General features: G+C 64.4%; 12 protein-coding genes. 6 read left to right on the plus strand and 6 right to left on the minus strand.

Annotation, left to right across the window (positions count from 1 at the left end; all coding sequences use genetic code 11):
* Window positions 1–2: 2 nt before the first annotated feature.
* A complete protein-coding gene (locus ASR47_RS01085) occupies window positions 3–1,178 on the plus strand; it encodes a serine hydrolase domain-containing protein (RefSeq protein WP_065305937.1) in 1,176 nt (391 codons plus the stop codon).
* The gene (locus tag ASR47_RS01090) at window positions 1,175–2,356 is read left to right on the plus strand and encodes an MFS transporter (RefSeq protein ID WP_065305926.1); all 1,182 of its coding nucleotides are present in this window, start codon (window positions 1,175–1,177) and stop codon (window positions 2,354–2,356) included. Before ASR47_RS01085 ends, ASR47_RS01090 begins: the two co-directional genes overlap by 4 nt.
* Here the strand turns inward: ASR47_RS01090 and ASR47_RS01095 are convergent.
* The 3 genes from ASR47_RS01095 to ASR47_RS01105 form a co-directional block, all read right to left on the minus strand.
* Window positions 2,327–2,872: a DinB family protein gene (locus ASR47_RS01095; RefSeq protein WP_065305927.1), complete on the minus strand. Its 546-nt coding sequence runs from the start codon at window positions 2,870–2,872 to the stop codon at window positions 2,327–2,329. The two genes, ASR47_RS01090 and ASR47_RS01095, sit on opposite strands and share 30 nt — an antisense overlap.
* A 13-nt stretch (window positions 2,873–2,885) precedes the next feature.
* Window positions 2,886–3,485, minus strand: coding sequence for a MarC family protein (locus ASR47_RS01100; protein WP_065305928.1), 600 nt, complete (start codon window positions 3,483–3,485; stop codon window positions 2,886–2,888).
* 87 nt (window positions 3,486–3,572) lie between these two features.
* On the minus strand, window positions 3,573–4,376 hold the full coding sequence (locus ASR47_RS01105) for an AraC family transcriptional regulator (RefSeq protein WP_082988646.1): 804 nt from the start codon (window positions 4,374–4,376) through the stop codon (window positions 3,573–3,575).
* A 102-nt stretch (window positions 4,377–4,478) separates the two neighbouring features.
* Here ASR47_RS01105 and ASR47_RS01110 point away from each other — a divergent pair, with 102 nt between their 5' ends.
* From ASR47_RS01110 to ASR47_RS01120, 3 genes are all read left to right on the plus strand, one after another.
* Window positions 4,479–5,408, plus strand: a complete 930-nt coding sequence (locus ASR47_RS01110) for a DMT family transporter (protein ID WP_065305929.1) — start codon at window positions 4,479–4,481, stop codon at window positions 5,406–5,408.
* Between the two features lie 27 nt (window positions 5,409–5,435).
* Window positions 5,436–6,146 carry a hypothetical protein gene (locus ASR47_RS01115; RefSeq protein ID WP_171898862.1) on the plus strand — a complete coding sequence of 237 codons (711 nt, stop codon included), beginning with the start codon at window positions 5,436–5,438 and terminating at the stop codon, window positions 6,144–6,146.
* A gap of 279 nt (window positions 6,147–6,425) precedes the next feature.
* Complete coding sequence (locus ASR47_RS01120; RefSeq protein ID WP_065305931.1) at window positions 6,426–8,141, plus strand: methyl-accepting chemotaxis protein; 1,716 nt, start codon at window positions 6,426–6,428, stop codon at window positions 8,139–8,141.
* Between the two features lie 4 nt (window positions 8,142–8,145).
* On the opposite strand, the gene ASR47_RS01125 is transcribed toward ASR47_RS01120, so the two are convergent.
* Complete coding sequence (locus tag ASR47_RS01125) at window positions 8,146–9,276, minus strand: AI-2E family transporter (RefSeq protein WP_065305932.1); 1,131 nt, start codon at window positions 9,274–9,276, stop codon at window positions 8,146–8,148.
* A 159-nt stretch (window positions 9,277–9,435) separates the two neighbouring features.
* On the minus strand, window positions 9,436–10,323 hold the full coding sequence (locus tag ASR47_RS01130; RefSeq protein ID WP_065305933.1) for an AraC family transcriptional regulator: 888 nt from the start codon (window positions 10,321–10,323) through the stop codon (window positions 9,436–9,438).
* Between the two features lie 156 nt (window positions 10,324–10,479).
* Here ASR47_RS01130 and ASR47_RS01135 point away from each other — a divergent pair, with 156 nt between their 5' ends.
* Window positions 10,480–11,241 (plus strand): SDR family NAD(P)-dependent oxidoreductase, encoded by a 762-nt coding sequence (locus ASR47_RS01135; protein WP_065305934.1) that lies wholly within the window; start codon window positions 10,480–10,482, stop codon window positions 11,239–11,241.
* A gap of 6 nt (window positions 11,242–11,247) precedes the next feature.
* Here the strand turns inward: ASR47_RS01135 and ASR47_RS01140 are convergent, their stop codons facing one another.
* Entirely contained in the window at window positions 11,248–12,228 is a 981-nt protein-coding gene (locus ASR47_RS01140; RefSeq protein ID WP_082988647.1) for a GGDEF domain-containing protein, read from the minus strand.
* Between the last annotated feature and the right edge of the window lie 98 nt (window positions 12,229–12,326).

Raw genomic sequence — 12,326 nt, forward strand, 5'->3', positions numbered from 1 at the left:
CCATGAACACTGATTTTTCTGCCGCACCGCTGGCGGCGCGTATCGATACCCTGCTCGACACCGTACTGCATGAGCAGCGCCTGGTGGGCGCCGTGGTGCTGGTGCGCCACCAGGGCCACGAGCTCTACCGCCGCGCGGCCGGCCATCTGGACCGCGAAGCGGCGATACCGATGCGCGACGACGCCCTGTTCCGCCTGGCATCTGTCAGCAAGCCCATCGTCTCGGCGGCGGCGTTGGCGCTGGTGGGCCAAGGCCGCTTGCAACTGGACGACCTGGTGGCGCGCTGGCTGCCATATTTCCAGCCGCGCCAGTCCGACGGCAGGGTGGCGGCCATCACCGTGCGCCAGTTGCTGACGCACACTGCCGGCCTCGACTATGGTTTTTTCCAGCCGCCGGGCGGCCCGTATGCGCAGGCGGGCGTCTCGGACGGCATGGATGCCTCGCCGGTGTCCCTGGCAGACAATCTGCGCCGCCTGGCCACCGTGCCGCTGGCGTACGTGCCAGGTGAACGCTGGGGCTATTCGATCGCCACCGATGTGCTGGGCGCCGTGATCGAACAGGCGGCCGGCCTGCCGTTGGCGCAGGCCGTGCGGCAACTGGTGACGGCGCCGCTGGCCATGCATGACACCGGTTTTGTGGCCGCCGATCGCGCACGCCTGGCGGTGGCCTATGCCGACCGCGTGGCAGGCCAGGCGCCGCCGCGCCGCCTGCATGACAGCGGTGACGATCAATTGCCCTTCATGGACGGCATGGCCGGTTTTACCCTGTCGCCAGCACGCGCGCTGGAGCCTGGCGCGTATGCCTCGGGCGGCGCCGGCATGGTCGGCTCGGCGCCGGACTTCATGCGCCTCCTTGAAACCTTGCGCCTGGGTGGCGCACCGTTGTTGCCGCCCGGCCTGGCCAGCGAGATGGGCCGCAGCCAGACCGGCAGTCTCGAGTTGCCGTTCTGGCCCGGGCGCGGCTTTGGCCTGGGGTTGACCGTCTTGACCGATACTCTGGCGGCCGGCACGCCGGAAAGCGCGGGTAGCTGGCGCATGGGCGGCACCTATGGCCATTCCTGGTTTGTCGACCCGGCGCGCGAATTGTCGGTGGTGGCGTTCACCAATACCGCCATCGAGGGCATGGCCGGGCCGTTCGTCGGGCAGCTATGCCGCGCCGTGTATGGCGACCTGGCATGAGGCGCCCGCATCCCATCGTTTTTCTCGCGCTGGGCCTGTTCGGCGTGTATTGCATCGAGTTTGGCGTGGTCGGCATCTTGCCGCTGATTATGCAGCGCTTTGATGTGACTGCCAGTCGGGCCGGCCTGCTGGTGGGCCTGTTCGCGCTGGTGATCGCCGCCGCCGGCCCGTTTCTGGTGCTGCTGGCCACGCGCTGGCGCCGCAAGCCGGTGTTGATGGTCTCGCTGGGCGTGTTTGCGCTGGCCAGCGTGGCGTCGGCGTTTGCGCCGCGCTTTGCATGGCTGCTGGCGCTGCGCGTGGTGCCGGCGCTGTTCCACCCCGTGTATTTTTCGCTGGCGATGGTGGCCGCCGCCGCCCTGTATCCACCGCACGAGTCCGCCCGTGCCGGGGCCCACGCGTTCACGGGCACCAGCATGGGCATGGTGCTTGGCATCCCTTTGACCACCTGGATCGCGGCGCAATATGGCTACGAGGCCTCGTTCCTGGCCTGCGCCGCCGTCAATCTGCTGGCCGCGCTGGGCCTGTACTGGTTCCTGCCCGATGCGCCGCACGGCGCGCCACCGGCCTATGGCCGCCAGCTGGCGATCCTGCGCAAACCGGCCCTGTGGCTCAATATCGCGGCAGCCATGCTGGTGTTTGCCGCCATGTTTTCGGTGTATGCCTATGCGGCCGCCTACCTTGAACAAGTGGCCGGTTTGACGGCGCGCCAGACGGGGCTGCTGCTGGTGGTGTTCGGCATCGGTGGCGTGGCCGGCAATTTGTATGCAGGACGGCAACTGGGCCGCCACTTGCTGCGCACGGTGCTGCTGCAGCCGCTGTTGCTGTGCCTGGCGTACGCGCTGCTGTACCGCTACGCCGGCACGGGCGGCTGGGCCATCGCCGTGCTGGCGCTGTTCTGGGGCGCGGCGCATACCAGCGGGCTGATCGTCACGCAAGTGTGGCTGAGTTCCGAAGCGCGCGAAGCGCCGGCGTTTGCCATCGGCGTGTATATCGCCGCCATCAACCTGGGCGTCACCGCCGGCGCGCTGGCCGGTGGTGCGGCGATTGCCCGTTATGGCATGCAGGGCGCGCTGGCCGGCGGCGTGCTGCTGGCGGTGCTGGCGCTGGCCGTCATCGCGCTCAAGGCCATGCTGTACCGCGCGACTGCGCTAGATGTGGTTGGGAATGCACACCAGTAAGTCCGTTTCGCCCACATCCACCCCGGCCTGCGACAGCAGGGTCGTCGCCTGGCCCCGGTGATGCGTCTGGTGGTTAAAGAAATGCATCAGCAGCGCAAAGAACTGGCGGCGGTTTTCGCCACGGCTGTTGCGGTAGTCGAGCAGATGGTCGAGGTCGCTTTCCGTGATCGAGGCGGCCCAGTCGACGATCAGCTGGTCCAGCCACTGGCGGTGCGCCTGCATGGCCGCGAAATCGTCGAACAGGGGCTGCGTCAGCGAGGTCGGTGGCGTGATGGCGCGGATCGGGTCGAGCAGGGGAAAGCCGGCCGGGTGTTGCGCATGGCGCTGCAGCCACAGGGTGTCGCCCACCATGATGTGGTTGAGGGTACCCATCAGCGAGCCGAAGAACGCGCCACGGTCGCGCCGCAGTTCGTCAGGCGGCAGGCCGGCGGCCGCCGCATACACCCTGGCGTTCATCCACTGGTTGTATTCGGCCATCATGCGAATATGCGTACAGCGATGGGTGCAGCGGCTCATGGCTAGTCTCCGGTTAAATTGATTTCAAAAAAGCGCGGATGCCGGCCAGCAGCATTTCGATGGCCATCGCCGTCAGTATCAGGCCCATCAGGCGCTCGAACGCCGTCATCACCCGTGGCCCCAGCGCGCGCTGCAGCCGTTCGGCGCTCAGGAACACCACCAGCCACACCAACGCCACCGCCGTCAGGCCCGCCACGTGGGCGATCACTTCATCGACTTCGTGCGAGGAAAACAGCAATACGGTCGCCAGCGCCGACGGGCCGGCCAGCGCGGGAATCGCCAGCGGCACGATAAACGGCTCGCCGGCGATATCATGATCGCTATTGCCGTTCGATGGCTGCGGAAACACCATGCGCATGGCGATCAAAAACAGGATCACGCCGCCGCCGATGCGCAGCGCGATTTCGGACAATTGCATGGCTTTCAGGAAGTGGCGGCCGAAAAACATAAACAGCAGCAGGATGCCGAAGGCGATCGCGCATTCGCGCACCACCACCTTCCAGCGGCGCTCGACGGGCACGCTTTTCAGGGCGTTGACGAACAGGGAAACGTTGCCGAACGGGTCGGTGACCAGCAACAGCAGGATAAAGGTCTGGAAGAAATTCTGGGTCATGTCGGTGTGGATGGGGAGGCCAGCCGGTATAGACAACTTCGGCTCAAGGCTTGCGATGATAACAAGCCGCGCCGCAATCGCCCATGATTATTGATGCATAGCAGCATTTTTTTTGACGACTGTGGGCGCCGCGCGATAAAACGCGCTTGGCGTGGTGCCGAAGTGCTTTTTGAACATGGCCGCAAAGGCGCTCTGGCTGGTATAGCCATTGTCCATCGCCACGTCGATTACCTTGGCCCCATGCGCCAGTTGTTCCAGCGCACGCAGCAGCCGCGCCTGCTGGCGCCAGTGGCCGAAGCGCATGCCGGTCTGTTTCTGGAACAAGCGGTGCAGGCTGCGCTCGGTAATCTCCAGCTGTGCGGCCCAGTGCGCCACCGTCAGCTGTTCGCCCGGTTCCTGCATCAGGCGCTCGCAAATGCCGCGCAGGCGTGCGTCCAGCGGCAGCGGCAGATACAGGGGCAGCACCGGCAGGCTGTCGAGCTCATGCAGCAGCAGTTGCAGCAAGTGCCAGTCGCGCCCGCCATCGGCAAAATCGGGCGCGATATCGATGGCCGCCACGATCAGCTGGCGCAGCAGGGGGCTGATCTCCAGCACGCAGCTGTGGCGCGGCAGCAGCGGCGAATTGGCGCAGTTGATGAACACGGTGCGCATCTTGACGGCGCCGCTCATGCGGATCTGGTGCTCCACGCCCGGCCTCAGCCACACGCCGCGCGTGGGCGGCACCACCCAGCGCCCGTCCTGCGTGGCGATGGTCATCACGCCGTCGATGGCGTAAATCAGCTGGGCATGCGCGTGGCGGTGCACCGAAATCACATGGCCGTGTTCGTAATCGATGGCCAGCGCCATGGCGCGCGCGGTAACGGGCAGCAGTTCCTGGTAATCGGCTTGCATAAATAAAAGGTCAGTTTTGCGACAGGTGCAGGCATATTAGCGTGAGAAAGCGCGGCGTGCCTGCGGCATCATGGTTTTCCCTGCAAACACCTGGAGCCCTGCATGTCCGCGCGCGAACCCATTTCCCCGACTTCGTATCTGTATCCCCTGGCCGCCATGCTCTTGTGGGCCGGCAATGTGGTGGTATCGAAACTGGCCGCCGCCAGCATCGCCCCCACCGCCATCACCTTTTACCGCCTGGTGCTGGTATTGCTGGTGATGACGCCGTTTGTCGCCCGCCCGCTGTGGCGTAACCGCGTCGCCATCCGCCGCCACTGGTGGCAGCTGGCGCTGTGCGGCCTGATGGCGATGGCGCTGTTCCAGAGCCTGTCTTATCGCGCGGCCGAAAGCACCACCGCCACCAATATGGCCATCGTCACGGCGCTGGCGCCCTTGATGACGGCCATCCTCAGCGTGCTGCTGCTGGGCGAGCAATTGACGCTGGGCATGGCGTTTGGCGGCGTGCTGTCGTTTGGCGGCCTGCTGTACCTGGTAGGGCGCGGCGACATGCTGGTGCTGCTGCATGAAGGCATGCATGCGGGCGACGCGCTGATGCTGCTGGCCTGCCTGATCTTTGCCCTGTACGGCGTGCTGCTGCGCCGCTGGCGCCTGGCCGTGCCCGCGTGGCAATCGATCTACTGCCAGGCCTGGGCGGCGCTGCTGTGCATGCTGCCGTTTTTCCTGCGCTTGCCGGCCGGCAGCGCGCCGTTGAACGGCGCCACCTTGCCGCTGATCGCCTATGCCGGCATCGGCTCGTCCATCGTGCTGTCGTATTTGTGGATCGAAGGCGTGAAACTGCTGGGGCCGAACCGCTGCAGCATCTTCGTCAACCTGCTGCCGATCCTGACGGCCTTGCTGGCGATCGTGTGGCTGCATGACACCTTCCACGCCTTTCACCTGATCGGAGGCGGCGTGTCGCTGCTGGGCGTGCTGCTGGCACAACTGGTGCAGCGCCCCTTGTTCGCGCGCGGTCTGGGCGCCGCGCGGGCATAATGGTCTTTTTTTCCAGCAGGGGAACACATGCGGCGATGGACTTTGACAACATTGATGGCGGGCAGCCTGCTGCTGGGCGGCGCCCCCTTGCAGGCGGCGCCTGTCGACGCGGGCCATGCAATCCCCAGGCCCGCCGGCACGATAGCCCAGTTCAAGGTCGATCTCGACAGCGAAGGCCCCACCACCTTCGTGCTCAGCCGTGTAGACGGCATCTACGGCCTGCAGGCCTGGCGTTATTCGCGCGCCCTGGACAGCATGAGCAAGGTGACCGAGTTGCAAGCGGCGCTAGACGCCATTGTGGCCGATAAAAAAACCATCAACGAAGCACAGATCCGCGCCGCGCTGGCGTCCTTGCAACTGATCGACTACAGCGTTGTTTACCATCGCAGCGGCAACCCGCAGTTCGATACCATCGACCATGCGCAAGGCAAGCTGGTCGGCTATTTCAACGCCGAGGGTCAGCCCGTCAGGCAATCCAGAGGCCAGCCTGCATTTGCCTATAAAAAAACCTTCCAGGAAAAAGACGGCCATTTCCTCACCGTCACCTATGTGCTGGGCTTCGGCTGGCAAGGCGCCCCGGCGCCCAGCTATCACCTGCGCTTTATCAACTGGGAAACCGAACCGTCGCGTTTTTCCGGCAGCCAGGACGGCCCCGGCGTCGAATACGACACCAGTTGCTGCGCCGGCGAGCTGCAGGCGCGCCCGGTCTACCGGCATGGACAGCGCATCGGGCAGTGAGCGATTGCACAAAAACGTCAATCCCGATTGAGAAAGCGTGATTTTTTGCTCAATATATTGCTACTCATAAATTTTCCCTGTAACCTTGCAATCAAGAAATAACACAGCGCGATCACCCCTCTCTGTTTTCGCGCTTCTCTTCTGATACGAGTGGGCCGCCTTTTCCCTGCCGCCGCACAACACTCCGTCACTTGCATATCCATACAACCGTTACGTCGTGAAGCCGGCCGATCCGCCAGGATCAGCGCCCTGATGCCGCGTATCTATCAAGGAAAATTTATGTTCTCCAAACTCACCATCAAGCTGCGCTTGATCGTTACCATGACCGTGCTGGGCGTGCTGATCGCCGTGCTCGGCGTCATGAGCATCACCGGCCTGAAATCGGCCAACGCCGTCTTGAACGACGTCTATACCAACCAGCTGGCGTCGACCAAGGCCATCGGCGAAGCGCAGAACGCACTGGGCCGCGCGCGCTTTACGCTGGACCGCGCCGTCATGCATCCCGACGCCGCCGATGCCAAGGACGTGCTGGTGCGCGGCGAGCAGTTTCTCGAGGAGTCGAACAAGGCCTGGAAAGTGTACCTGGCCCTGCCGCAATCGGCGGAAGAAAAACTGCTGTCCGACGATGTGGAAAAGAAACGCAGTGACTATATCGGCAATGGCCTGCAAGCCGTGATCAAGGCCGTGCGCGACGGCAACGCCCAGCAGGCCGATGCGCTGGTGATGACCGGCATCCTGCCGATGTCGCGCGCCCTGGAAGCATCGGTGGCCACGCTGTCGCAATTCCAGCTTACCTCGACGGAAAAAATGTATGAAGCCAGCCAGTCCAGCTACAACACCCAGGTGGCGATGGCGATGGCCGGCCTGGTGATCGGCCTGCTGCTGATCGTTATTTCCAGCGTCCTGCTGCTGCGCGCGATTTTCCGTCCGCTGGACCAGGCGCTGCGCCATTTCGACGCGATTTCCGACGGCAACCTGGCCAACGATATCGTCATCGAACGCCACGATGAAATGGGCGCCTTGCTGTCCGGCCTGAAGCAGATGCAGGAGCGTCTGTCGACCACCGTGCGCGGCGTGCGCGACGGCAGCGGCGCGATCGCCACCGCCAGCAATGAAATCGCCTCGGGCAACCTGGACCTGTCGAGCCGCACCGAGCAGCAGGCGTCTAGCCTGGAAGAGACCGCGTCCTCGCTGGAAGAGCTGACCTCGACCGTAAAACAGAATTCCGACAATGCGCGCCAGGCCAATCAGCTGGCCGTGTCCGCCTCGGACGTGGCCGTCAAGGGCGGTGCGCTGGTGGCGCAAGTGGTGGCCACCATGGGCACCATCAGCGATTCGTCGAAAAAAATTGCCGACATTATCGGCGTGATCGACGGCATCGCCTTCCAGACCAATATCCTGGCGCTGAACGCCGCCGTGGAAGCGGCGCGCGCGGGCGAGCAGGGCCGTGGCTTTGCGGTGGTCGCCACCGAAGTGCGCAACCTGGCGCACCGCTCGGCCAGCGCCGCGAAAGACATCAAGCAACTGATCGAAGCGTCGGTGCAGAACGTGGACGAGGGCAGCACCCTGGTCAGCCAGACCGGCACCACGATGGAAGAGATAGTATCGAGCATCCGCCGCGTGACCGACATCATGGGCGAGATCAGCGCCGCCGGCCGCGAGCAGGAATTGGGCATCGGCCAGATCAACCAGGCCGTGGCCGAAATGGACACCGTCACGCAGCAGAACGCCGCGCTGGTGGAAGAAGCGGCCGCCGCTTCGGAATCGATGCAGGACCAGGCGGCGGCGCTGGCCGAGATGGTCAGCCGCTTCAAGCTCGACGCCAGCCACAGCGCGCCAGCCGTCCAGCCTGCCTTGCGCAAACCGGCGGTGGCCGCCGCCAGGCCGGCCGTGGCCGCGCGCCCATCGCTGAAACTGGCGACGCCGGCCGCCGCCGCCAGGCCGCGCGCGGCAAAACCGGCGGCGGACAACGGCGGCGAGTGGGAAGAGTTTTAAGCTGTTACAGCTTGCGCCGGGTCAGCAGCGCAGCCTCTTCGGCGGCCTTGACGCGCGCCGCCTCGGCCGCCAGTTCCGCTTTTTCCAGTGCATCATGGCGCGCCTGCAAGGCCGCCTTGGCGCGCACGAACACGATCTTGATCGCCGCCATCACCGGCACCGACAAAAAGATGCCGACCACGCCACCCAACTGGTCGCCCGCCAGCAAGCCGACGATCACCATCAGCGGCGACACTTCCACGCCTTCGCTCATCAGGTAGGGATTGACCACATAATCCTGGAACAGGCGGTAGGCGGCGATAAAGCCGATCAGCCAGAACACGTGCTCGTAACCGCTGAAGCCGGCCACCACCACCGCGATCACGGCCGCACCCAAAGGCCCGGCAAACGGAATAAATTCCAGCAGGGCGGCGGCGCCGGCCAGCAGCAGGCCATACGGCACGCCCATCAGTGAAAACGCCACGCTGTACGAAATGAAGGTGGCGATCGACAACAGCAGCAGGGCGCGCACATAGCGCGACAGCAAGATGTCGAGGTCGTCGATGATGGCGCCCCACAGCTTTTTGTTCGGGCGGTTCAGCAAGGCCAGCAAGCCGTCGCGCATGTCCGGGCCTTCCTTGATCAGCAAAAAGCTCAGCACCGGCACCAGCACCAGGTAGATCAGGTTGCTGGCCGCGTGCATCACCGTCAGCCCCAGTTCCTTGGCCAGCGGCATCGCCTGCCCGTTGTCACCGCCGAGCTGCGTCTGCATGAACGCCAGCAGGCGCGCGCGCAGCGGCTCCATGAATTCCGGCAGCGGGATGCGCTCGGCAAAGTTGTTCCCTTTGAGCAGGGTCGGCAGCTGGTCGCTGAGCTTGATCGCCTCGTCCTCGATGCGCGCGCCGAAAATCGACCCGAGTATGGCGACGAGCAAGATCACCACCAGGAACACGATGCCGATGGCGGCCGTGCGCGGCAGGCGCCTGGGGCCATGGCGTTCCAGCAGCCCGATCAGCGGGTACACCAGATAGCTGAAAAACACGGCAAACACCACCACGATCAAGGTCGACGACACCTTGTAGATAAGGAATAGCAAAAAGGCGACGATAAACGCCGTCCACACCATCTTGGCGACGCGTAAGTTAAAACCGAACATGACAGGTCCTTGGACAAAAGCTGGCCGCGCCAGGGGAGGTGGGGCCAGGAATAAAGAGGTACGAAGAGGTGCGCGAGGCGGGGGCAGGGCGTGGCGGCACGGCCGTGAATCATACCGTAAAGTAACAAAATGCCACTCTCATTTGCGTCATTGCAATTTTTAGTCGGCAACGGTCTCGCGGCTCGGCGGCGTGCCGAACATGCGCGCATATTCGCGGCTGAATTGCGACGCGCTTTCATAGCCCACCTGGTAGGCCGCCTGCGACACATTGGCCGCGCGCGTCACCAGCAATCGCCGCGCCTGCAGCAGGCGCAATTGCTTCTGGTATTGCAAGGGCGTGACCGAGGTGATGCTCTTGAAGTGGGCGTGGAATGACGACGCGCTCATGCCGGCGCGCGAGGCCAGGCGCTCGATGCCGATCGGCGCGGCAAATTCGGCCTGCATCAGATTGATCGCCTCGGCAATGCGCAAGGTATGGCTGTCGGGTGCGGCCAGCTGGCGCAGGGCGTCGCCCTGCTTGCTGCTGAGCAGCCAGTAATACAGCTCGCGCACGATGGATGGCGCCAGCATGGCCAGGCCGCGCGGGTCGTCCAGCAATTGCATCAGCCGCAGCAGACAGTCGGCCGCCGGCGCTTCGAGCTGGCCCACAAAGACGCCGTGCGAGGCATGGCCCGCTGCGCTGGCGCTGGTATCTGCGTCGAGCTGGGCGACCACCTCCTGCAACAGCTTGATATCGAGCGACAGGATCAAGGCCAGGAAGGGCACCTCGCCGCTCGCCTGCGTGATGCGGCCCAGTATCGGCAGGTCTACGCTGACAATCAAGAATTCCATCGCCCCATAGTTGAACAGCGCGTCGCCCAGCATGGCCTGTTTCGCCCCTTGCACCGTGAGGCACAACGTGGGCGTGTACAGCGCGTATTGCGGCAAGGTTTGCCCGGCGACCCGCATCAGCCGCAGCGGCGCCAGCTCGGTGGCGTAAAAGCCGTCGGCGCTGTGGCGCCCGCGGGTGTAGGCGTCGATGGCGGTGGCAAGGGGAGAGGTCGGCATGCGGATTCTCGCGGTAGGGTGAAGCCATCGTAGCGCGCGTGGTGACAAGCTGCCAAGCGGCTTGGAGTTTTAGGCATGAAATGTGGAGTTTTGCCGCTTCACCGCGCACCGCGCCAGCGCCACACTGGCAACCTCATTCAACGCAAGGAGCTTCCCATGCCTACCCAGCACACCATTGCCCTCGTTACCGGCGCCAGCCGCGGCCTGGGCCGCAATGCCGCCCTGCACCTGGCCCGCCAGGGCGTCGACGTGATCATCACCTACCACGCCCAGCGCGCCGAAGCCGAGGCCGTCGCCGCCGAAATCACCGGCCTGGGCCGGCGCGCCGCCGTGCTGCAGCTCGACAGCGCGCAAGTGGCGTCGTTTGCACCCTTCGCCGGGCAATTGCGCACGGTGCTGGCCGGCTGGGGCCGCGAGCAGTTTGATTTCCTCGTCAACAACGCCGGCATCGGCCTGATGGCGCCGTTTGCCGATACCAGCGAGGCGATGTTCGACCAGCTGATGAATATTCATTTCAAGGGCGTGTTTTTCCTCACGCAAACCTTGCTGCCGCTGATCGCCGATGGCGGGCGCATTGTGAATATCTCCAGCGGCCTGACCCGCTTCAGCATGCCGGGCATGTCGGCCTATGCGGCGATGAAGGGCGCGGTGGAAGTGCTGACCCGCTACCTGGCCAAAGAACTGGGCGCGCGCCGCATCGCCGTCAACACCCTGGCGCCCGGCGCGATTGCCACCGACTTCGGCGGCGGCGACGTGCGCGACAATCCGCACGTCCAGCAGTACCTCGCTGCGCAGACCGCCCTGGGCCGCGTGGGCGAGCCCGACGATATCGGCCCGATGATCGCCGCCTTATTGTCCGACAGTCACCGCTGGGTCAACGGCCAGCGCGTGGAAGTGTCGGGCGGCATCTATCTGTAAACTGATTCAGGCCGCGTGCAGCACATGGCGGTTCTTGCCGCCTTTCTTGGCCTGGTACAGCGCTTCATCGGCGCGCCGGTAGGTGTGCGACAGGTCCGCATCCTTGATCAGCTCGGCCACGCCGATGCTGATCGACAGCACCCTTTCATGCCGGAAGGCCGCTTCCATGCCGGCGACCAGCTGCGCCGCAAACGCGCAGGCGGCGCCTTGTTCGCCCTGGTAAATCACGGCAAACTCCTCGCCGCCCAGCCGGCCGCACAAATGGCCTGCGGACAATTGCGCAATCACGCCGGCCGTCTTTTTCAACACCTCGTCGCCTGCCTCGTGCCCATCAACATCGTTGATCTGCTTGAAGTCGTCGATATCGATCATCAGGAAAAATGCCGTGCCATGCTCCGGCGACTGCAGCTCGCGCGCGCGTTGCGTGAACATGCGGCGGTTGTTCAGGCCCGTCAAGCCGTCGGTATAGGCCATCGCCGTCAGGTCGCGCCGGGCGCGGTAGTTATGGATGCGCAAGACCAGAAAATAGATATTGAGCGCCAGGCCGATCAGCACGCTGACCACCACCGCCAGCACCGGCCAATGGTGGTCGGTCTGCTGCGCATGATCGGGAAAGTTGCCCAGCCCCAGGGTCAGCCAGACGCACAGCGAGATCCCCAGGTAATACGCGATGCCGCTGAAAATGGGGGCGATGGTCAGCGTGATCATCACGCCCAGCGGCAAGACCCAGAACGAGGGATAGCTCGTGCTCACGATCATCACGCGAAAACCGTAGGTAATGAACAGCACGCTGGCTGCGCCGGTGACGATGCTGACGGGCAGCGAGCGCGACACCACCGTCAGCCCCAGCCCCGCCAGCATGCCCGCCAGGGCCAGCGCCGCCTGCGTGTAGTCGAGCATCTCGCGATGGCGCATCAGCGCCACCGTCACCAGCCAGCTGAGCACGCCAAACACCAGGTGCGTATTTCGGTGAACGCGCCCACCCATTCCGGTCTATCGTGCCCACTTGCGCATGAGATGGTGTTACGCGGTTAAATTGTAGTCGGTGCGGTCACGATGGGTCGATATTTCTCTCCTTTTTGGCT

The sequence above is a fragment of the Janthinobacterium psychrotolerans genome (assembly GCF_001677885.1).
Taxonomy (GTDB): Bacteria; Pseudomonadota; Gammaproteobacteria; order Burkholderiales; family Burkholderiaceae_D; genus Janthinobacterium; species Janthinobacterium psychrotolerans.

Coding starts and splice junctions, on each gene's coding strand:
- ASR47_RS01105 (WP_082988646.1), bottom strand. CDS start 4,376: ATGCAAGCCGATTACCAGGAACTGCTGCCCGTTACCGCGCGCGCCATG.
- ASR47_RS01140 (WP_082988647.1), bottom strand. CDS start 12,228: ATGGGTGGGCGCGTTCACCGAAATACGCACCTGGTGTTTGGCGTGCTC.
- ASR47_RS01125 (WP_065305932.1), bottom strand. CDS start 9,276: ATGTTCGGTTTTAACTTACGCGTCGCCAAGATGGTGTGGACGGCGTTT.
- ASR47_RS01120 (WP_065305931.1), top strand. CDS start 6,426: ATGTTCTCCAAACTCACCATCAAGCTGCGCTTGATCGTTACCATGACC.
- ASR47_RS01110 (WP_065305929.1), top strand. CDS start 4,479: ATGTCCGCGCGCGAACCCATTTCCCCGACTTCGTATCTGTATCCCCTG.
- ASR47_RS01090 (WP_065305926.1), top strand. CDS start 1,175: ATGAGGCGCCCGCATCCCATCGTTTTTCTCGCGCTGGGCCTGTTCGGC.
- ASR47_RS01130 (WP_065305933.1), bottom strand. CDS start 10,323: ATGCCGACCTCTCCCCTTGCCACCGCCATCGACGCCTACACCCGCGGG.
- ASR47_RS01115 (WP_171898862.1), top strand. CDS start 5,436: ATGCGGCGATGGACTTTGACAACATTGATGGCGGGCAGCCTGCTGCTG.
- ASR47_RS01100 (WP_065305928.1), bottom strand. CDS start 3,485: ATGACCCAGAATTTCTTCCAGACCTTTATCCTGCTGTTGCTGGTCACC.
- ASR47_RS01085 (WP_065305937.1), top strand. CDS start 3: ATGAACACTGATTTTTCTGCCGCACCGCTGGCGGCGCGTATCGATACC.
- ASR47_RS01135 (WP_065305934.1), top strand. CDS start 10,480: ATGCCTACCCAGCACACCATTGCCCTCGTTACCGGCGCCAGCCGCGGC.
- ASR47_RS01095 (WP_065305927.1), bottom strand. CDS start 2,872: ATGAGCCGCTGCACCCATCGCTGTACGCATATTCGCATGATGGCCGAA.